Here is a 19,623-nt window from a genome sequence, read left to right on the forward strand (position 1 = left end):
GTAGTGGTCAACGAAGAACAGGTCGAATAAACGATAGAAGAACTTACGGAACTCTTAATATCAGGATCGCACACGCGCGGTATCGCCGAACGTGCGCTAGATCACCGAGAAGACGATCCCAGATAACGCTCTCTGCCCGTAGAGAGTACCCATCAATCCGTGCGTTGTGCGCGTGATCAATGGGATGTAATTCACGATGCCTGATTAGCGGTCTCACGCCTTCTTTTCTCAGCTTATCTCGAAATTACTGCCAGTTGTAGCCTTTGTCGGCGGCGAGATTGTGTAACTCACCCGTGTTGTGGCGGACGAGTTGCCAGCCGAGTTGGGTGTCGCAACGTTTCTCGGTCATGTATTGAACGTCGAGAACAGTTTGTGACTTCACATCGACAAGAGCCGTTGTCTTGAGCGTGTGCACACGTGGTAATTCGTCCATCAGAAATAGTATTTGTTGGCGTTTTCACGGTCAAAAACGTCGCGTCTATCTCTGCATGACCAGATGGCTCATGCAGTTCGCCGACAGGCGTAGCAGCACTCACCAGACCGGCATCTTAGTCTTGCCAAACGATTTCACTAGCGCCGAGTGATCAAGGAAATTGACATTCTTAAGGCTAATTACCGCCAATATTTCTGGCATCTCACTCAGAGAATCAAACGCTTCACGGTAGGGTTTCTCTAAGTATACCCGCAGACAATGCAACGAAACGACGGCGTAGTCGACGAATCCGCCACCATCGTTTGGGGGCGGCGGTTTCGGCTCAACTACCAACAGCACTTTTAGCCAACATCACGGCATTCCCAGCGAATGAATGAAAATTTGACATAATCGATAGGATCCCCCTGTTTTAACACCCTAGTTCTATCGGTTAAAGTCTACGTAGTTATTCGATTCACCAGAGCCCACAGAAAGGAAATCATCAATGGGTTGCAATCGTAACCGGATTATATCACCATGGCCCCAATGCAATTACTCACAACTATCCAATCTTTATTCCGGGATGGGTTTTACATTCTCCGAAATGAAGGTATTCTATCCTTTTTCAGTACAGTACTGAGGATCATAGGATTGAATTATCAAGGTATAAGCTATTATATAATATATTTTTATAAACAACATCTACACTTTCACCAGCGAATGGCAGAACCCTTCACAGTTATAAAAGTGAATCCTAAGAAGATACAGAGCACTGCGCCAGGGAATATTGATCGATGGAAACACATCGGTGAGGTTCGGTCTGGAAACTGGGATCAGTCGAACAAATCACTCAATGAACTCATAAAATATCGTAGCGTTGTTGATCGGTTCCAAAATGATGTTGCTTGGGAAAACACAGAGATATATTCTACAGCTATAGAACGCGTCAGTGAAGGGGAAGTGTACTGGAACGGTTGTCGAACAATCAATGATATTGAACAACGAGCGAAGAGCATCGAAGATCTGTATGCTTCTATTCAAGAGTCTGGTTTCAAATCACAATCCGAATTGCAGGGCAGGAGCGTCAAATCTATCGTTCTGAGCGGTTCATTTGATCGATCAAAGACCGATATAGCGGTAGCTATCAGTCGTAACGGCGACTTCCTATTCATTGATGGAAACCATCGGCTTGCGATTTCTCATGTGCTTGAACTTGACGAAATCCCCGTTCGTATTGTTGTTCGCCACTCCGAATGGCAAAATCTACGTGAAGAAGTCATGAACGCTAACTCAAAAGAAGAACTATCTGAACGCGCAAAAAGCAACATTAACCACCCAGATATTGCTGAGACCGTTCCAGATAGTTGGGTGACTGAACAAAGCGATGAATAAAAGTTCTACCTCAGACAACAATCTACTATATCACCGGACCCTGACAACCGAATTAGATAGAGTGAGTTATTTGTATGCGATTGGGACAGACATCAATTATATATTTTGTATCTAAATTCCTCGGTGCCTCACTAGGTTTTCTCGCAACAGTCTACTTCGCCCGAGTCCTCGGCGAAGACATCCTCGGACAGTACGCGCTCGTTATAACGCTTGTTACGTGGTTCGCGATTGGTGGTCAGGTCGGGTTCTCTGGAGCAATTACCAAACGGATCAGCGAAGGCGAAGAAGCGGAGGAATTCGTCGGCGCTGGCCTCACAGTAATGGCGGCAATGATGACCGTGGTTGCTGTCCTCGTCGTCGTCTTTCGCGAACAGGTGAACGCATACGTCGGCGTGCCAGTTGCCGAGTTCGTCGTTCTCCTCCTGTTTGTTACCCTCTATAAGGAATTCATCAACGCGTCGCTCAAAGGGAACCATCTCGTGCACGTCTACGCAGTTCTCTCGAGTGGGAAGCAAATTACGCGTGCCATTGTGCAAGTTGCGCTCGTCGTGATCGGCTTCGAACTCGCAGGAATGCTCTGGGGATACGCGATTGCGTACATTATCACGGCGACGATCGGCATCTGGATTCTCGGCCTTCGACCCGCACTCCCACGGAAGGAACACGTCGTCAGTCTCTTCGAGTACGCCAAATTCGCCTGGCTCGGAAAGATGCGCAGCAAGACGTTCGATACCGTCGATATTGCTGTGCTCGGCTTCTTCGTTACCCAGGGCCTGATCGGCATCTACTCCGTCGTCTGGTCGCTCAGCAAGTTTCTGGACATCTTCGGTGATGCAATAAGTAGCACGCTCTTCCCCGAGATGAGTAAGGTCTCCGCGGAGAAGGACTCAAGTGCAGTCGCCGGGCTCACGAGAGATGCACTCTCCTATGCAGGACTGATTCTGATTCCAGGGCTCGTCGGTGCACTGGTCATCGGTGATCGACTGCTACTGGTCTACGGCGAACCGTTTGTCGCCGGGACAGAGGTGCTTACAGTTCTCATCGTCGCGTTGCTCGTCTATACCTACAACAAACAGTTGCTGAATACGCTCAATGCGATCGACAGACCTGATCTCGCGTTTCGGGCAAACGGTGTCTTCATCGTTACAAACGTCGTCCTCAACGTCGTACTCATCTGGCAGTTCGGTTGGGTTGGTGCGGCCGTTGCAACAGCACTGTCTGCTGCAGTTGGACTCGTGGTCGCCTACTACTACGTCAGATCAAACGTCCCAATCACGGTTCCACTGTCCGAGATCAGCCGCCAGTGGGCTGCAGCAGTTGGGATGGGGCTCATCGTCTATGGTAGCCGTCAACTGGGAGAGACGCATTGGCTCGCCGAGTACAACACTGCATTCGTCGGCATCCTGGTGAGCATCGGTGCAATGGTCTACTTCGGAACACTGTTTGGAATCTCGAGTTCGTTCCGAACGACAGTAACGAACAACCTCCCGTTCGAAGTACCACTGCTGCCAAAACAAGGGTAACACGTCAGCTCATTCAACAGTGACGCTCTTCGCCAGATTCCGCGGCTTGTCGATCGGCCGACCCTGCAGATCCGCAATGTAGTACGCGAACAGTTGCAGGTAGACGTTCGCCACGAGTGGCGTCGCGGTTCCGAGTGAGGGAACCTCGAACGAAACATCCAGTGCGTTCGTTTCGACGGTTCCGTCGACGATACCGATCGCGGGCGAGCCACGAGTCTGTGCTTCGGCGACGTTGTTGAGCGTCTCCGCCGGGCGCGTCCCCTCGGTCAGGACGGCGAGGACTGGCGTCTCGTCGGTCACGAGCGCAAGTGGACCATGTTTCAACTCGCCCGCAGCGAATCCCTCCGCGTGGTCGTAGGCAATTTCCTTCAGTTTGAGCGAGCCCTCGAGTGCAACCGGATAGCCGTAGGTCCGGCCGACGAAGAAGTACGCCGAGGCGTCGACGTAGGTTTCGGCCGCCTCGCGGACTGTGTCGGCTTCGTCGAGGACCTGCTGGACCGCGCCGGGAAGGCCGCGAAGGTCTGCGAGTGCACTTCGAGCGTCGGCCGCCGAGAGCGTCCCGCGTTCTCGGCCGATGAAGAGCGAGAGGAGCGCGAGGGTCGTCACCTGCGAGGCGAACGTCTTGGTCGCGGCGACGCCGATTTCTGGGCCTGCACGGATAAAGAGGCTGTCGTCGGCTTCCCGCGTGACCGTGCTGCCGAGCGTATTCGTCACCGCGAGTGTGCGTACGCCAGCGCCACTAGCGCGACGCAGCGCGCTGAGCGTATCGGCCGTTTCGCCGCTCTGGGTGACGGCGACGGTAAGCGTCCGCCAGGGATCGCGGCCGCCGTTGAACGTGTACTCACTGGCGAGCTGGGCCGACGCACGCACGTCGGCGACGCGCTCGAGTAGCCCCGCCGCGTACTGGGCGGCGTAGTACGAGGTGCCACAGGCGATCAACTGGATCTCCTCGAGTGACTCCAGAAATCCGGGCGGGAATTCGAGATCGAGGTCGGCAGTTCCGTCGTCGAGGTTCACCCGCCCCGAGAGCGCCTGCCGGAGCGCAGTGGGCTGTTCGTGGATTTCCTTGAGCATGTAGTGGTCGTAACCGCCCTTTTCGGCGGCGTCGGCGTCCCAGTCGACGGTTTCGATGGGGCGGTCGACGGGCGTTCCATCCTGTGTGATCGTCACTGTGCCGTCCTCCAGAACGACGACGTCGCCGTCTTGCAGATACGTGACATCGCGCGTGTGCTCTAAGAACGCGGTGACGTCGCTGGCGAGGAAGGCAGTTCCGTCGCCGTGGCCGACGACCAGCGGACTCTCGTGGCGCGTCGCGACGATACGGTCCGAACCAGCCTCGACGGCGGCGATCGCGTAACTACCCTCGAGTTCGTCGACGACGGACTCGAGTGCCGACTGGAGATCGTGGCCCGCCTCAAGTCGTTGCTCGAGTAGGTGGGGGACGACCTCGGTGTCGGTGTCGCTCGTGAACTCGTGGCCGTCTGCACTGAGCTCGTCCTTGAGAGCCGCGTAGTTCTCGACGATGCCGTTGTGGACGACGGCGACGTCGCCCGTCATGCCCGTGTGCGGGTGGGCGTTCGTATCGGTCGGCGGGCCGTGGGTCGACCAGCGCGTGTGGCCGATGCCACAGGTTGCACTCGAGACGGACGGCACGTCGAGGCCGCTGACCTCGCCCTCACGTTTGGTGATGGCCAGGTCGTCGGAGCCGCGGTCGACGAGCGCGATGCCTGCCGAGTCGTAGCCGCGGTAGTCGAGATTCTCGAGGCCGCTGTGGACGATCGATCCGACGGGACCGTCACCGACGTAGCCGACGATTCCACACATGATTACCCCCTCCTGACGACCGCATCGGGTTCGATGCGACCGGTGACGTGCGCGCCGGCGTCGACGACGGCGTCGTCGCCGAGAACGGTTCCGGGATCGACGGTGACGCCGCCGCCGAGGGTGGCGTTATCGCCGATCGCGCCGCCGAAGTCGACGTCCTCGTGGACCTCGCCGTCGACGACGACGGTGCTAGAGCCGCCTGCGATCGTCGTGTTTGCGCCGATCCTGGCGTTACTTGCGACGATCGCGTCGCGGACGACGGCACCGGATTCGATCACTGCGTCGGGGAAGACGACCGCGTTCGAGACGACTGCGTTCGGCTGAATCGTGACGTTGTCGCCGAGTGCGGTGCTGCCGCCGACGGTCGCGTTGGCTCCCAGTGAGACATCGGTCCCGATCGCCGTGTCCGTCGCGACTGCGCCCTCGAGTGTCGACTCCTGCGTGGTTTCGAACTCGTCGTCGCCAAGAATCGCCGCGTTGACGCTGAGCAGGTCCCACAGATAGGAGACGTCGAGCCAGATGTCGTGTTCCCGAACAGCGCTTGCGGGCCGGTCAGCGAGGATTGTCTCGAGTGTCGTCGTGATTGCGAGTTCGCCCGCCTCGGTTGGCGTTTCCCGAATCGCATCGAAGATGTCGTTCGAGAAGCCGTAGACGCCTGCGTTGATCAGTTCCGAGCGGGCGGGGGCGGTCGGCTTTTCGGTGATTTCGGTGACACGGTCGCCCTCGATGGAGACGACGCCGTAGTCGCTGGCATGGGCCGACCGGGTGACTGAGAGGACGGGGCGATCCGTTTCCGTCGCGATTGCGTCTCGGACCTGCGAGACGAGTGAGGGGTCGACGATCCGGTCGCCGTTGAGCACGAGGAACGGGCCGTCAACGGCCTGCTCGGCCTGCAAGACCGCGTGGGCGGTCCCGAGTTGTGTGTCCTGGACGACGTACTCGATGTCGACGTTCCAGTCGTCGCCGTCGCCGAAATAGTTCCTGATCCGTTCCTGGCGGTAGCCGACGACGAGCACGATGCGGTCGATACCGGCACCTGCGAGTGCCGAGACGACGTAATCAAGTATCGGTCGGTTCGCGACCGGAACCATAGGTTTCGGTCGCCGGTTCGTCAGCGGATCGAGCCGACGACCCTCACCGGCCGCGAGTACGACGGCCGGCACGGTCTCTTCGCTCATAGGTGCTCTTGCCCGAGTATCCTTGAATAGCTGCTGGTAGGCAGGCTCAGGGTGACAGGTCACGAACGAGATCTGTACCGGTCTGTCTCGTGAGTGGAGACTGGTCTCCGGGTTGCCACCCCGACACAACGGATGCCCGATAAAACTGAACAATCACGATGCCCGAAGACATATAGGACTTGGATCGGACCACTATCCATATGCAAGCAGTCGTACTGGCCGCGGGCAAGGGAACCCGCCTTCGGCCCCTGACCGAGGACAAACCAAAGGTCCTCGTCGAAGTCGACGGAACGCCGCTCATCGAGGACGTCTTCGACAACCTCCTCGAGATCGGCGCGACGGAGTTCATCGTCGTCGTCGGCTACCAGAAAGAGCAGATCATCGAACGCTACGGCGACGAGTACGAGGACGTTCCCATCACCTACGCCCACCAGCGCGAACAGCTGGGGCTGGCTCACGCTATCCTGCAGGCCGAACCACACATCGAGGACGACTTCATGCTCATGCTCGGGGACAACATCTTCCGAGGGAATCTCGGCGACGTGGTCAACCGCCAGCAGGAGGAGCGAGCCGACGCAGCGTTCCTCGTCGAAGAAGTCCCCTACGAGGAGGCCTCGCGCTACGGCGTCCTCGATACGAACGAGTACGGCGAGATCGTCGAGGTCGTCGAGAAGCCCGATGAACCCCCATCAAACCTCGTGATGACCGGCTTCTATACGTTCACGCCCGCTATCTTCCACGCCTGTCACCTCGTCCAGCCCAGCGACCGCGGCGAGTATGAACTCCCCGACGCGATCGACCTGCTCATCCAATCCGGTCGAACGATCGACGCAATTCGCATGGACGGCTGGCGTATCGACGTTGGCTATCCAGAAGACCAGGAGACCGCAACGGAACGTCTCCAGGGGAACTCGCCAGTGGCCAGCCAGACTGAGTGACTGTACTCGAGTAGCGTAGCGATCTGTTCTCCCTGAAAGTAGTCGAACAACAGCGAAGGTTCTGACGTGCGGAGGGAACTCCATTGTGGGGGCCTTGTGCCAAGTTAGACAGTACGTGATTGGCGGCTATCGACACCCCCACACCGGATTTCAGATGAAATGGTGGAGATGTGAGGGGTGGGGTGTGAGATGGGGATGGAGGTGTAGTTGGACTCAAATGCCGAATATTGGGTGTAAAGACGTTTGAGAGCCGATATGCTATCGATAAGCTATCGACAGCCTTGATCGTTTATTATAACTATTACTGTATAGGTTATCTAGTACTACTACTAGTGTAGTAGAAAGACGAGACAGATGATCGAACGTGAATACTGATACCGAACGTTTTGATGAACTACCCATTTATGTTTCCAGTAGCGTTCTCCTCGAATTGATGCGGCGGGCATACCCAGTTGGGACACCGGGTTTCAGATGAATTCGGTGGCCGCCGATGAACTGTTCTCCAGACGATTCCCACCTCGATCAGGCACTCGGCAACAAGCACGGCAGTCCAGACCCGCAATCCAGACTTCCAGTCCACCAGACCGTTCATATCGCTACCTTCACCACCATCATCGTGACCCGCATCACCAGCATCGCTACCCCCACCACCAAACCTCTCCTCTCCCGCCAGTACTCTCATATCGTCTCTCCGCTGTGTCGTCACCCTCACGCCACTGTTTGATCACCCTCACTCCACTGTTTCGTCATCGCCGTTCCACTGTTTTTGCCACTCCACCAGCCCTATTGCTCGACCACTGCTCCACTTCCTACCTCCTCTTACCCCATCCATACCCTCCTGACAATTACATCTGAAATCCGGTGTGGGTGTCCCATCTTCGTCGCCACTACTCGAGTCCCCCACCACCTCATCTCCCCACCACCCCACACCCCAGTTACGAAATCATCTGAAATCCGGTGTGGGCCCCTCTCCGCTACCAACCACCAGCGGAGCCAGCACCACACTGAGACACGAATTCATTTGAAACCCGGTGTCTGTCTCGTCATATCGGCCGCGTTCGTCCGTTGTATCGCCTCGTGTTGATCGTCCACTGCGAGGGTGGTACTCGAGTCCGTCCCGACCGGTGACAGGTGAGAAAGAAAGAACTAAACCGAATTCATTTGAAAGACGGTGTATGACATTGTCGACGGAGGAGGGAGCAACGCTCGGCGAGTTCGCGGCCGAGCACGGGGCGGTTGCTCACTCTCGCTCCGAATCTCGCGACGATCCGCTGGCGGTTCTCGACGAGGAAGATCGCATCTTCGCGAACGAGGATCTGCTGCGGATCGATCACGTGCCCGACCAGAACAAGATCGTCGGGCGGAACAACCAGATCGAAACCGTCGCGCGGCGACTGAAGCCGACGATCTCCGGCGGGACTGGGAAAGGGACACTCCTGCTCGGAAAATCCGGTTCAGGAAAGACGCTCGTCACCCGCTACGTCAGCCGTGAAGTCGTCGAGCGCGGTGAGGAAAACGACGTCCGGATCGGCCGCGCGGTCATCGACTGTGCCCAGCGCCGGTCAGAAGTTCAGACCGTGATCCACCTCGCAAAGCGACTCAACGAGCCAGAGGAAACCGGGATTACGATTCCACACTCGGGTATTGCAACGGGAGCGTACTACGACCGCCTGTGGCAGGTCATCGACGAACTGTACGATGCGATCATCGTCGTGTTAGACGAAATTGACCGGCTCGCACCCCCGGACGATGTCCAGAACGTACCGCCCGAAGACGCCGACGACAGTAAACTCCTGATGCAACTCTCCCGGGCCGGCGAGGAGAACGACGTCGACGCGAGTATCACGGTCATCGGCATCAGCAACGACCTCAAGTACGGCGATCGGCTCGACACTCGCGTCGAAAGTTCGTTCTCGCCGGACGAGATCGTTTTTCCAGCCTACGATGCGAACCAGCTCGGCGATATTCTGACTCGCCGCCGCGACGCGTATCGGGAGGACGTGCTCTCGGAGGACGTGATCCCGCTGTGCTCTGCGTTCTCCGCCCAGGAACACGGCGACGCTCGTCGGGCGATCGACCTCTTTCGGCTCGCCGGCGAGGTTGCGCGTGACAACGACGCCGACCGCGTCCACGAGGAGCACGTTCGGGTGGCGAACGACGACGCCGAAGTCACGCGTATTCAGGATCTGATCCGTGGCTGCCCGACGCAGGCGAAGATCGCGATTGCCGCGCTCGCGACGATGGACGAGTTTACGGACCGGTCGGCGTTCAAGGCGACGGAGATGTACCGCGTCTACCGGGCATTCGCCGAGGCGATCGACGCGAACGTTCTCGGGAAGAAGCGAATCACGGACCAGTTGCGCGAGTACGAGACGCTGAAAATCATCGATATGAAGCGGACGAGCGACGGCTACCGGGAAGGGACCTACCTCCAGCTCTCGTTGCTCGACGACTCGAGTCTCATCTTGCAGACGATCGGCCTCGACGAGCGCTGTGCGAAGATCCCAATTGATGCACGGATGCGCCGGCAGATGGAGACGATCATCGGCGGCTGACCCTCACGGTCCCCGATCCAAAAACGACTAATCGCAGTCGCTCGTCTGCTCGTGTACGACTACCAGTATGCACGTCTCTATCATTGGCAGCGGCTACGTCGGAACGACGGTCGCCGCCTGCCTCGCGGATCTCGGCCACGAGGTCGTCAACGTCGAAATCGACGAGGAGATCGTCGAGACGATCAACGCCGGCGAGGCCCCGATCCACGAGTCCGGGCTGGCAGAACGGATCGACGAGCACGCCGGCCCTGACGCGAGTGGAAACCTGCGCGCGACGACCGACTACGCCGACGTGTGCGAGACCGACGTCACGTTCCTCTGTCTCCCGACACCCCAGGCCGAGGACGGCAGTCTCGACCTCGCGCCGATGCGCGCCGGCTCGGAGTCACTCGGCCGCGCACTCGCAGAGCAATCAGACGAGGACGACCACCTCGTCGTCGTCAAGAGCACCGTCCTCCCCGGAACCACCGAAGACGTCGTCGGCCCCATCCTCGAGCGCGAGTCCGGCACCGCCATCGGCGAGGGAGTCGACCTCGCGATGAACCCCGAGTTCCTGCGGATGGGAACCGCCGTACAGGACTTTCTCGAGCCCGACAAGGTCGTCGTCGGTGCGACGAGCGACGCCGCCGCTGGGACGCTTCGCGACCTCTACGCACCGATCCTCGACCGCGAGGAAACGGATCTCGTCGAAACCGACGTTCGCGAGGCCGAGCTCATCAAGTACGCCAACAACGCCTTCCTCGCGTCGAAGGTCTCGCTGGTGAACGAACTCGGCAACATCGCCAAGGAGTACGGCGCAGACGCCTACGAGGTCCTCGAGGCGGTCGGTCTCGACGACCGCATCTCGGCCCGGTTCATGCGCTCGGGACTGGGCTGGGGTGGCTCCTGTTTCCCCAAAGACGTCGCCGCGCTCCGGGCCGGCGCTCGCGAGCAGGGCTACGACCCCGACCTGCTTGACGCCGTCGTCTCGGTCAACGACGAGCAGCCGACCCGGCTGGTCTCGCTGCTCGAAGACCACGTTTCACTTGATTCTGCGCGGATCGCTGTTCTGGGACTCTCGTTCAAGCCCGGCACCGATGACATCCGCAAGTCTCGCGCGCTCGACGTGATCGACGAACTACAAACGCGCGGCGCGAGTGTCGTCGCCTACGATCCGGTCGCAATGGACAACGTTCGAGCGGAGTACGGGGAGACGCGATTCGACGGGGCACTCGAGTTCGCCTCGTCACCAGACGATGCCCTCTCCAACGCGGACGGCGCGGTCGTCGCAACCGATTGGCCGGAGTTCGACGAGCTGTCGTTCGATGGGATGGCTCAGCGAGTTGTCGTTGACGGCCGGCGGATCGAGATTGATGAGCGCGACCTCGACGTATACGAGGGGTTGACCTGGTAGCGAGGTCGGTACTGCCGGGACCGTGAACGAGCGGCGTGACAGAAGTCGACGTAGCGTGGTGGTGCCATGTCGATAGCCCGTGACAGCGTGGCAACCAGCGTATCAGTATCCTTTTGCATACCGCCCAACGAGTGACGGGCGATGGAGTATGACGGAACTCGTGCACAGTCGGTCGATCCTGCCTCCGAGACCGGAGGCGTGCTCGCCATGACCGACGAGCGGCGCGAGATTTCGGTAGAGGACGTTTGTATCCTCATTCCGACCCTCGACGAGGCGGCGACGATCGGTGACGTAATCGACGACTTTCAGGACCTCGGCTACGGGAACGTCGTCGTCATCGACGGCGGATCCACAGACGGGACGCGAGAAATTGCCAGCGAACACGGCGCACAGGTGCTAACCCAGTCCGGCCAGGGGAAGGGGCAGGCGGTCCGCGAGGCAGTGTCCTACATCGATGTGCCCTACGTTTTGATGCTCGACGGTGACGGCACGTACGATCCGGCAGACGCAGAGACGATGCTCGAACCGCTCTCCCGTGGCTACGAGCACGTCATCGGCAACCGCTTTGCCGACATGGACGACGACGCGATGAAGGCGCTGAACGGCGTCGGGAACCGCCTTATCAACCGCTCGTTCCGGTTCATCCACGGCGCAGCGTACGACGACATCCTCTCTGGCTACCGGGCGTTTACCGTCGACTCGTTCAACCGACTCTCACTCGACTCGGACGGCTTTACGATCGAGACCGAACTCGCCGTCGAGTGTGTGAAACACGGCGTCGAGACGACAGTCGTTCCGGTCAGTTACAGCGCTCGACCGGAGGAGTCGGAGACGAACCTCCACCCGGTCAAAGACGGCGGGACGATCATCCTCGCGCTGTACTCGCTGGCGAAGACGAACAACCCGCTGTTTTATTTCGGGAGCCTCGGCGTCGGCGGAATCGCGGCCGGTGGCGCAATCGCGACCTACGTGCTCTGGCGCTGGCTCCAGTACGGCGTTGGCCACGAGATTCTCGCACTCGTTTCCGCGGCCGCCATCTTGCTCGGCGTCCAGCTCCTCATGTTCGGCGTCCTCTCGGACATGCTCGTGACCCTGCATCGCGAGCAGCGGCGGCGACTCGAGCAGATTACGCGGAACGCACGCGATCAGCGTCCGGCCACAGAGACGGATCGCGCGTTCGAGTACGAAGACGACGGCGGCGAACAGCACGACGAGTAATCGAGCGACGGTCTCATCTCTCTTCTCCCGGACAGAGCTGTCCGATACGTATCGTGTTCAACCGCCGAGAGCGTGCAAGAACAGAGACTCAGAGATCCAGAAGCTCAGAACGGCAGCATCGACCGAACCTGCTGAAACATCCCACCCGAATGCTCCTTGCGATACTCTTCGAACGGCTGGTGCAACTCGTTCAGTAACTGCTGTCTCGAGCGAAACTCGCGCGCCTCAACCTCGTCGAGCATCTCGCCCAGTGCAACGTCATTGCCGTGGACGTCGTACGGAATGCGTTCGTGGCCGAGCTCTGCTGCGACGTCGTCTTTCGTTGCCGGAAACGAGAGGTCAGCAGTTCGGAGGTGCGCATCAACGGCGGCGATTCCGAACTCGACACTCTCCGGGTCGTCGTCGTCTCCGCTCGATGGTGGCCGGACTCCCATACCATGCGATAGACTGCCGAAATATAAAAACCGCTACGGAGTCCGTGCGGTTTTCAGGGCTGAATTGGATGCGCCACGGTTCCGAATGCAGAAACCGGAGACATCTCTCGGTGGCGATACGCATTTGACGCCCGCGACGGAGTATCGACTATGACCGAGTACACGACGGTTTCGATCCCGAAGGATCTCGCCAACCGAGTCGACGAAACCATCGAAGGGACGAGCTTTCAGAGCACGAGCGACCTCGTCCGATTCCTGCTGCGAAGCATCGTCATCCAGCACCAGAAACAGGGCGAACTCACGGAGGCGGAGTTCGAGGAGATCACCGAACAGCTTCGTGGGCTCGGGTATCTCGAGTAGCCCTTGCGAGCAACGAGGAATGGAGAGCAGAGAGCAGAAAGTAGAAAGCGGAGAGCGGAGAGCAGAGGGTGATGAAGGGTCGTAAGGGATGGTGAGGGGGAAGGAGACAAATGCAGTCGGCAATGCTATTTTCTGACTCGAGACAGTACTCCCACACGGAGGTCGACCGAATTATGCCACACGTTCCGAGCTTCCCATCGTCAGACCGTAACGAGGAGGACGAACGCGGCGAGACGGGGCGTCGAGGTATCATCGACCGAATTATCGCCGGCGGCGTGCCGAGTGGCGGCTGACGTTGTCGGCAGTGGGGAGTGAGATTGCTGTCCAGCGGCTGATGGTCGTCGTCGCTGGCGCTGTCGTTGCTGTCGCTTCCGCTGGTATCGCTCTCACCACCGCGGCCAGAAATCGCCTATTTTGCGGAGTATGGGTATTGTTCGAAACGAGAGCCACCGCCTTGCGCATGCCCTCGATGGACGCGTTTGCATCTTTGCCCATCAATTCCTGCGGTCGGTCCCTGTGGTTAACCGGACAGCGACTGCTCCGGGGGCTCGGCGTCGATAATCTCGAGCGGCTTGCGATTTCCAGACCGGTCGAACGCACCGAAGGAATCCTCGTCGTCCGACCACGGCGGTACCGCGACGAAGATCACCTGCGCGAGGTCGTCGCGCTTTGTCACCTCGAGTTCACGTAGCGGATGCGAAACGAACCGACCCTGGGCCTGGCGTGCAGGTGTCGAGAGATCAACGCCAAAGACAGCGTTGATCGCATTCCCGGGATCTGGCAGGTAAAAGTCGGTAAAGACCGGCGTGTCGGGCGGGATCGTACCTGCACCGCCGCCGGCGAGTTCACCCGCGGGCGTTACTGATACGCCAGTGGTCACGCGATCCGGATCGGCATCGCTGGCGAGGTCGAGCAGGACATCGACGAGTGCGCGGGTGATGTACACCATGTCGGCGGCCCCTACGCGGAGCGCGTAGTTAGATGTACCCCCCGGAAAACCCAGACCAGACCCGAGTCCAGGCGCAGGCGCAGACCCAGACTCAGGTTCAAACCCAAGTCCAGCGCAAAACCCCCGACGAGCAACTGTCGGGCGCCCGTCGCGCTACACCGGGAGTAACCGCCACACTGCACCGGCATACACCCGCGGTGCTCCACGCCGGGCGTTCAACAATGCTTCCTCGAGTGCAACCGCTGCGGACTCGGTGACTCCTGCGCCGTGACCGACGAGGACGCGCTCGGGGGCGAAGCCGCTCAGGGCATCCGTCGGCGGGACGGGCCTGAGCATCGGGTGAACACCGAGGCGTTCGTCGCCGGCGAGGAAGTACGAGACCGTGCCGACCGCTTCGGGGACGAGCAAGGTCCCGCGTTCGGGATCGTAGATCGCGACCTCCTGCCAGAATCGGTTGTCGACCACCGTATGGGCCTCGAAGCCGGTATCGGAGAGTTCACTAGAGAAGCGTGCGACAGGAGCGTCGATCTCCTCCGACACACCCTCGTACGCTGTCGGCAGGTAAACCGGCACGTCGTGACGGTTTGCGATCGCTTCCGCATCGCGCGTGTGCCGATCTAGCAGGACGACGACACCGGCGACCTCGCCGTACTCGGCGAGCAACTGGTCGAGTCCCTCCACGTCGACCGGGTCGAAGACCCAGACATCCTGTCCCGACGTGCTCCGAGTTCGATCACCGTCGGCGACGAGGGCGTGGCTCACTCGTTGCATGCGCTCGTCGGGGTGGGCGATCCAGCCGACGCCGCCGTCGAAGCGATCGATTTCCAGAAACTCGCTCGCGCGCTCGTCGACGCGAAATGCCATGCCCGTCGCTACGTGGGGTCGTCACATAAACGTGACAGGCAAGTATCGTGGGAGTCCCACTTTCTCGTTGCCTACACTCGGCGATGCCTCTATACCGCTCTCTCGAGTACGGGTCGCTATGCTCACTGGCCTCTCCTGGCTCGCGCTCGAGGTGAAGTCCCTCGAGTCGGCGCGGGAGTTCTATACGGATGTACTCGAGTTGTCGGTACGACGAGCATCGAACGATGAGAGACATGGCGCGGACGAGGTCGACCACGAAAACGAACGTGCGCTCGCGGCCGGCGACACCGATCTCATCCTGCGCCGTCCCGATGGCGTCCCTCGCGGCGGCCTGCACACTCACTACGCGTTCTCGATTCCGGAGGCAGAGTACGACGACTGGTGGGATCGACTCGAGGCAGTCGGCTACGATCTCGACGAGGCGCAGTTCGGCCCCGTCCGGTCGCTCTATCTCTACGATCCCGACGGCAACTGTGTCGAACTCGGCCAGCAGGACGTCGCCGGGCCGGGAATCGACGGCATCTTCGAGGTCGTGCTCGAGGTCGAGTCACTCGAGCGCGCCGAGTCGTTCTACAGCGACCTCGGCTTCGAGACCGTCGATGTCGGCGACGACAGAAAGCGCGTCCGGATGAACGGCCCGATGGCACTCGAGTTGTGGGAGCCACACCTTGGAATCGCGGATGCCCGGGGTGGGGTTCACGTTGATCTTGGATTCGAGACCGACGAGCCAACGGCTGCGCTGGGTGCGGTGGCAGAACAGGTGCAACAGGTAGACGAAGAGTCAGCCGAGCGCGTGGTGGTTCGAGATCCGGACGGCCACGTTCTCACGTTTGTCTCATCGTCTGCGTGAGACGCAGGGTGCGGCAGCATCCGGATGCGGGAGCGGTGAGACACTGCTCGACGGCGAGTGAGCGCGAGAACCGAACGGTACGCGAGTCGCTACCGTGGGTAGAATCGACTCTGGCTGTTGCCTACAGCCGCTCGGTGTTCACGTCGACGCCCGGCGGCGTCACGAGCAAAAACCCGCGGAAGTGGACGAGATTCCCGCCTGCTTCCTTGACGTCGCGGGCGAAGCCGGACGCCAGTTCGTTGACGTCACCTTCGACACAGAGAACGAGGACGTTCCCCTTCGAAATGGCTTCGACCCACTCGTCTTCCGGCGTCTCCCCGTCGAGAACGCCGAGCACGATGCTCCCTTCGATATCGAGTTCCTCGTCGATATGTTCCTCGACCGTCCGCAGATCGAGGTCGAAGTCGCTCATGTGCGCTTCGTGGAAGCGCGACGAGAAAAACGTTCCTCTGCGAGAGAGTCTTTGCGATGGGTCAGTCAGCCTGGCGTCGGAGGGCGCCAGTCCCCAGAGCGCTCTCGCTTTCGAGTGTCGGCGTTAGTCCATCGGAAACTCCTTCTGAAACCCGCGGAACTCCGTTCGATGGGCTTCCTCGTCGGAGAGAATCGACACCGCCACGTCCTCCGTGATCGGGTCGTTCGCTTCCGAGGCGGCCTCGTGCAGCGCTCGATACGTCTCGATCGCCTCGTCTTCCGCCTCGAGTACCCCCTCGATGACTGACTGCACGTCTGTCGTGTCCTCGGGCGGCTGCAGACTCGACTGACTCGCCTCGAACGCCTCCGAGCCTGGCGGGGACTCCTCGAGTTGCTTCAGTCTGTTGCCGAGTCGGCGAGCGTGCTCGAGTTCCTCTTGAACGTCGTCTTCGAGGCTCTCTTTGACCTCTTCGGCGTGGACACCATCCAGAACGATGGCGTTGGTCAGGTAGTTCATCACGGTCTCGAGTTCGTCGATGTAGGCTTCGGTCAGCAGGTCGGTGATCTCGTCGGTCGTCATACGGGCAGTGCTCCCACAACCGGGCGTAAAATGCTGGTACCTGCACACGAGGTGGTATCGACACGCGTAGTTGGCACCAGAACACGAGTTCTGACTCCGTGCCACCGTCGTCCGCCATCCGCTGCCAGCGCAGTCTTTACCCTCTCGCCCACGCGATAGACGACCATGCGCGACCTCGACGACACCGACCTCGAGATTCTCTCCTTGCTCACTGAGGACGCCCGCCGTCCCTACAACGAAATCGCCGACCACGTCGGCCTCACCCCACCTGCCGTCTCCGACCGCATCTCGCGCCTCGAGGAGCAGGGCGTCATCCAGGGCTTCACCGTCGACATCGACCGCTCGACGCTCCGCCAGGAAACCGCGGTCCTCGTGGACCTCCACCCCAGACCCGACGCCGTCGCTGAGGTCTACGACGCCGCCACCACCCTCGACGGCGTCGACCACGTCTTCGAGGGTATGGACGGCCACGTCCTCGTCCACGCCGCCATCTCCGGTGGAAACGTTCGCTCCTGGCTCGCGACCGAACTCGATCTCTCGCGTGTACTCGAGTACGACGTGACTCCACTCACGCGATCTGATCGCCGGCTCGCGCTGTCTGCAGCTGGGTTTGCCCTCGACTGTGTCCTCTGCGGGAAGGAAATCACAGATGGTGGCGTGACGACGACGGTCGATGGGGAACGAAAGACGTTCTGTTGTCGTTCCTGTGAGGGGCAGTACGTCGAGGAGTACGAAGCGAGACGGGGTGCACTCGAGAGTGAGTAGGAAGTGGTGGTGTGGAAGTGCCGGTGAGGGAAGTAGTGGTGATGGCAGTGGATACGTCGATAAGTGAACGTCCTGGCTGAGAATTTCCAATGCGTCGAATGGATCGTTTCCCGGCGTTCGTTCATCTGTTTCTCGGTGACCTCCTTGGACACGTGTTCTTGTGGGGGCCGATTATTGGACGAAGGACTACTCCAGAGCAGATTGGTCGGATGTCAGTGACCGAACGTCCATCGAGTTGCGCGCGCCAGCAAATCGACCGTGGATTCGAGGCAAATTTGGTCACCTTTGTTCCGACGAATAGACAAATCGGCCTGCCGACGTTGTATTCTATTAGGTCATATAAACACACTATAGGCGTCGCCGTCTGTCGATTTTGTAGACGAGCTATCTGTAATAATTCCTCACGACACGCAAATCGGGGCCTTTCTGCACCAGATTTATATACCACTTCCTCCCTGGGAACGGATACAATGTCTCACCAAGACAGCCCATCCTCTGATACCAATCAGGGGGGTCGAGTTCTTCCAGGGCACGTTAGATTCCACTGACGAAATTGAGTCAGCACGTGTCTTCGATACCACCCTCCGGGATGGTGAACAGTCACCCGGAACGTCGTTTTCCTACGACGATAAACGGCAGATCGCCGCGATTCTGGACGACATGGGAACCCACGTCATCGAGGCTGGATTCCCGGTCAATTCGGACGCGGAGTTCGAGGCCGTTCGTGATATTGCTTCCTCGACGTCGACGACAACCTGCGGGTTAGCTCGCGTCGTCGACGGCGACATCGAAGCGGCGCTCGATTCTGGCGTCGAGATGGTGCACACGTTCGTGAGCACCAGCGACGTCCAGATCGAGGATTCGATGCACGCCACGCGGGAGGAGGTCGCACAGCGCGCAGTCGACTCGGTCGAACGCATCAAAGAGGCGGGCGTGACCTGCATGTTCTCGCCGATGGATGCGACGCGAACCGACGAGACGTTCCTGCTCGACGTCGTCGAAGCGGTCAGCGAGGCCGGCGTCGACTGGATCAACGTTCCCGACACCTGCGGCGTCGCGACGCCGGGCCGGTTCGGCGACATGATCGAGAAGATCAGCGCCCACACCGACGCCCGCATCGACGTCCACACCCACGACGACTTCGGGCTGGCCACCGCGAACGCGCTGGCCGGCATCGAAGCGGGGGCCGATCAGGCACAGGTCTCGGTCAACTCGATCGGCGAGCGGGCCGGAAACGCCGCCTACGAGGAGTTCGTCATGTCCGTCGAGTCGCTCTACCAGTGTGACACCGGTATCGACACGACGCGCATCACCGAACTCTCGGAGATCGTCGAAGAGAAGAGCGAGATGGCGACGCCGGGCAACAAGCCCATCGTCGGCGACAACGCCTTCTCCCACGAAAGCGGCATCCACGCCGCCGGCGTCATCGAGAACTCCGATACCTTCGAGCCCGGCGTGATGACTCCCGAGATGGTCGGTGCCGAGCGCCGACTGGTCATGGGCAAGCACACGGGCACCCACTCGGTACGGGAGCGACTGCGCGAACGCGGCTACGATCCAACCGACGACGAGGTGCGGGCGGTAACCCGCCGCGTCAAGGACTACGGCGCAGAAAAGCGCCGCGTCACGGTTAGCGATCTGGAGCGCTTCGCCGAGGATGCTGACGTCGACCGTCAGCAAAACCGAGAACGGGCACACGAATCGGCAGAGCGAGACCGCGACGACCGCGATAACGAGGAGCACGAGGAGGTGCGCATCTGAGGAATGACCGCCTCGGTTACACCCACCCCTGAGCCCCTGCTCTCTCACTCGCGCGTGTCGGAAGGCAACGATTACCCTACCCCCAACAGTTATAATGATCGGCGGACCTACGTTATCAGCAATGACGGTCCGCGCTTCGCTGTCGGCTCGCCAGTCGGGCGACAGCAGCGCGTTCGCTTCGATTCGTATTGTAGGGGCCTACTAGCCCCTCACATC

The 19,623-nt window shown here is 59.8% G+C and carries 18 protein-coding genes and 1 pseudogene; 10 read left to right on the forward strand and 9 right to left on the reverse strand.

What is annotated here, in order from left to right:
• Window positions 1-99 precede the first annotated feature (99 nt).
• Window positions 100-821: pseudogene (locus C483_RS05020) on the reverse strand (IS5 family transposase); the annotation flags it as partial.
• Window positions 822-1,132: 311 nt separating this feature from the next.
• Between C483_RS05020 and C483_RS19380 the strand changes: the two are divergent.
• Window positions 1,133-1,804, forward strand: a complete 672-nt coding sequence (locus C483_RS19380; RefSeq protein ID WP_241431474.1) for a chromosome partitioning protein ParB — start codon at window positions 1,133-1,135, stop codon at window positions 1,802-1,804.
• Window positions 1,805-1,878: 74 nt separating this feature from the next.
• Entirely contained in the window at window positions 1,879-3,327 is a 1,449-nt protein-coding gene (locus C483_RS05025) for a lipopolysaccharide biosynthesis protein (RefSeq protein ID WP_049912437.1), read from the forward strand.
• A 9-nt stretch (window positions 3,328-3,336) separates the two neighbouring features.
• Here the strand turns inward: C483_RS05025 and glmS are convergent, their stop codons facing one another.
• Window positions 3,337-5,151 (reverse strand): glutamine--fructose-6-phosphate transaminase (isomerizing), encoded by a 1,815-nt coding sequence (gene glmS, locus C483_RS05030; protein WP_006652276.1) that lies wholly within the window; start codon window positions 5,149-5,151, stop codon window positions 3,337-3,339.
• Window positions 5,152-5,153: 2 nt separating this feature from the next.
• Window positions 5,154-6,329, reverse strand: coding sequence for a sugar phosphate nucleotidyltransferase (locus C483_RS05035; protein ID WP_006652277.1), 1,176 nt, complete (start codon window positions 6,327-6,329; stop codon window positions 5,154-5,156).
• A gap of 200 nt (window positions 6,330-6,529) precedes the next feature.
• On the opposite strand from C483_RS05035, the gene aglF reads away from it, so the two are divergent.
• On the forward strand, window positions 6,530-7,267 hold the full coding sequence (gene aglF / locus C483_RS05040; protein ID WP_006652278.1) for a UTP--glucose-1-phosphate uridylyltransferase AglF: 738 nt from the start codon (window positions 6,530-6,532) through the stop codon (window positions 7,265-7,267).
• Window positions 7,268-7,661: 394 nt separating this feature from the next.
• On the opposite strand, the gene C483_RS19855 is transcribed toward aglF, so the two are convergent.
• Window positions 7,662-7,949, reverse strand: coding sequence for a hypothetical protein (locus C483_RS19855; RefSeq protein WP_152419826.1), 288 nt, complete (start codon window positions 7,947-7,949; stop codon window positions 7,662-7,664).
• Between the two features lie 493 nt (window positions 7,950-8,442).
• On the opposite strand from C483_RS19855, the gene C483_RS05045 reads away from it, so the two are divergent.
• The 3 genes from C483_RS05045 (at window position 8,443) to aglJ (ending at window position 12,433) form a co-directional block, all read left to right on the forward strand.
• Window positions 8,443-9,822: a Cdc6/Cdc18 family protein gene (locus tag C483_RS05045; RefSeq protein WP_006652279.1), complete on the forward strand. Its 1,380-nt coding sequence runs from the start codon at window positions 8,443-8,445 to the stop codon at window positions 9,820-9,822.
• A gap of 67 nt (window positions 9,823-9,889) precedes the next feature.
• Window positions 9,890-11,215 (forward strand): UDP-glucose 6-dehydrogenase AglM, encoded by a 1,326-nt coding sequence (gene aglM, locus C483_RS05050; protein ID WP_006652280.1) that lies wholly within the window; start codon window positions 9,890-9,892, stop codon window positions 11,213-11,215.
• Window positions 11,216-11,356: 141 nt separating this feature from the next.
• The gene (gene aglJ, locus C483_RS05055) at window positions 11,357-12,433 is read left to right on the forward strand and encodes an S-layer glycoprotein N-glycosyltransferase AglJ (RefSeq protein WP_006652281.1); all 1,077 of its coding nucleotides are present in this window, start codon (window positions 11,357-11,359) and stop codon (window positions 12,431-12,433) included.
• A 104-nt stretch (window positions 12,434-12,537) separates the two neighbouring features.
• Here the strand turns inward: aglJ and C483_RS05060 are convergent, their stop codons facing one another.
• Window positions 12,538-12,867: a DUF5789 family protein gene (locus C483_RS05060; RefSeq protein WP_006652282.1), complete on the reverse strand. Its 330-nt coding sequence runs from the start codon at window positions 12,865-12,867 to the stop codon at window positions 12,538-12,540.
• Window positions 12,868-13,017: 150 nt separating this feature from the next.
• On the opposite strand from C483_RS05060, the gene C483_RS05065 reads away from it, so the two are divergent.
• Window positions 13,018-13,227 carry a ribbon-helix-helix domain-containing protein gene (locus tag C483_RS05065; RefSeq protein WP_004216700.1) on the forward strand — a complete coding sequence of 70 codons (210 nt, stop codon included), beginning with the start codon at window positions 13,018-13,020 and terminating at the stop codon, window positions 13,225-13,227.
• Window positions 13,228-13,747: 520 nt separating this feature from the next.
• Here the strand turns inward: C483_RS05065 and C483_RS05075 are convergent.
• Window positions 13,748-14,176 carry a hypothetical protein gene (locus C483_RS05075; RefSeq protein ID WP_006652284.1) on the reverse strand — a complete coding sequence of 143 codons (429 nt, stop codon included), beginning with the start codon at window positions 14,174-14,176 and terminating at the stop codon, window positions 13,748-13,750.
• A 153-nt stretch (window positions 14,177-14,329) separates the two neighbouring features.
• A complete protein-coding gene (locus C483_RS05080; protein WP_006652285.1) occupies window positions 14,330-15,040 on the reverse strand; it encodes a hypothetical protein in 711 nt (236 codons plus the stop codon).
• A 118-nt stretch (window positions 15,041-15,158) separates the two neighbouring features.
• Between C483_RS05080 and C483_RS05085 the strand changes: the two genes are divergently transcribed.
• Complete coding sequence (locus C483_RS05085) at window positions 15,159-15,890, forward strand: VOC family protein (RefSeq protein WP_006652286.1); 732 nt, start codon at window positions 15,159-15,161, stop codon at window positions 15,888-15,890.
• Between the two features lie 121 nt (window positions 15,891-16,011).
• Here the strand turns inward: C483_RS05085 and C483_RS05090 are convergent, their stop codons facing one another.
• On the reverse strand, window positions 16,012-16,302 hold the full coding sequence (locus C483_RS05090) for a DUF5779 family protein (RefSeq protein ID WP_006652287.1): 291 nt from the start codon (window positions 16,300-16,302) through the stop codon (window positions 16,012-16,014).
• A 123-nt stretch (window positions 16,303-16,425) separates the two neighbouring features.
• Complete coding sequence (locus tag C483_RS05095; RefSeq protein ID WP_006652288.1) at window positions 16,426-16,881, reverse strand: ferritin-like domain-containing protein; 456 nt, start codon at window positions 16,879-16,881, stop codon at window positions 16,426-16,428.
• Between the two features lie 165 nt (window positions 16,882-17,046).
• On the opposite strand from C483_RS05095, the gene C483_RS05100 reads away from it, so the two are divergent.
• Entirely contained in the window at window positions 17,047-17,646 is a 600-nt protein-coding gene (locus C483_RS05100; RefSeq protein WP_006652289.1) for a winged helix-turn-helix transcriptional regulator, read from the forward strand.
• A gap of 465 nt (window positions 17,647-18,111) precedes the next feature.
• The gene (locus tag C483_RS05105) at window positions 18,112-19,407 is read left to right on the forward strand and encodes a LeuA family protein (RefSeq protein ID WP_193787499.1); all 1,296 of its coding nucleotides are present in this window, start codon (window positions 18,112-18,114) and stop codon (window positions 19,405-19,407) included.
• Window positions 19,408-19,623: the final 216 nt, after the last annotated feature.

Origin of the sequence: Natrialba hulunbeirensis JCM 10989, from assembly GCF_000337575.1 — an archaeon.
GTDB classification, from domain to species: domain Archaea; phylum Halobacteriota; class Halobacteria; order Halobacteriales; family Natrialbaceae; genus Natrialba; species Natrialba hulunbeirensis.

Bases quoted from the DNA above. Each gene is read 5' to 3' on its own strand.
- C483_RS19380 (WP_241431474.1), top strand. From the start codon at position 1,133: ATGGCAGAACCCTTCACAGTTATAAAAGTGAATCCTAAGAAGATACAG.
- C483_RS05025 (WP_049912437.1), top strand. From the start codon at position 1,879: ATGCGATTGGGACAGACATCAATTATATATTTTGTATCTAAATTCCTC.
- glmS (WP_006652276.1), bottom strand. From the start codon at position 5,151: ATGTGTGGAATCGTCGGCTACGTCGGTGACGGTCCCGTCGGATCGATC.
- C483_RS05035 (WP_006652277.1), bottom strand. From the start codon at position 6,329: ATGAGCGAAGAGACCGTGCCGGCCGTCGTACTCGCGGCCGGTGAGGGT.
- aglF (WP_006652278.1), top strand. From the start codon at position 6,530: ATGCAAGCAGTCGTACTGGCCGCGGGCAAGGGAACCCGCCTTCGGCCC.
- C483_RS19855 (WP_152419826.1), bottom strand. From the start codon at position 7,949: ATGAGAGTACTGGCGGGAGAGGAGAGGTTTGGTGGTGGGGGTAGCGAT.
- C483_RS05045 (WP_006652279.1), top strand. From the start codon at position 8,443: ATGACATTGTCGACGGAGGAGGGAGCAACGCTCGGCGAGTTCGCGGCC.
- aglM (WP_006652280.1), top strand. From the start codon at position 9,890: ATGCACGTCTCTATCATTGGCAGCGGCTACGTCGGAACGACGGTCGCC.
- aglJ (WP_006652281.1), top strand. From the start codon at position 11,357: ATGGAGTATGACGGAACTCGTGCACAGTCGGTCGATCCTGCCTCCGAG.
- C483_RS05060 (WP_006652282.1), bottom strand. From the start codon at position 12,867: ATGGGAGTCCGGCCACCATCGAGCGGAGACGACGACGACCCGGAGAGT.
- C483_RS05065 (WP_004216700.1), top strand. From the start codon at position 13,018: ATGACCGAGTACACGACGGTTTCGATCCCGAAGGATCTCGCCAACCGA.
- C483_RS05075 (WP_006652284.1), bottom strand. From the start codon at position 14,176: ATGGTGTACATCACCCGCGCACTCGTCGATGTCCTGCTCGACCTCGCC.
- C483_RS05080 (WP_006652285.1), bottom strand. From the start codon at position 15,040: ATGGCATTTCGCGTCGACGAGCGCGCGAGCGAGTTTCTGGAAATCGAT.
- C483_RS05085 (WP_006652286.1), top strand. From the start codon at position 15,159: ATGCTCACTGGCCTCTCCTGGCTCGCGCTCGAGGTGAAGTCCCTCGAG.
- C483_RS05090 (WP_006652287.1), bottom strand. From the start codon at position 16,302: ATGAGCGACTTCGACCTCGATCTGCGGACGGTCGAGGAACATATCGAC.
- C483_RS05095 (WP_006652288.1), bottom strand. From the start codon at position 16,881: ATGACGACCGACGAGATCACCGACCTGCTGACCGAAGCCTACATCGAC.
- C483_RS05100 (WP_006652289.1), top strand. From the start codon at position 17,047: ATGCGCGACCTCGACGACACCGACCTCGAGATTCTCTCCTTGCTCACT.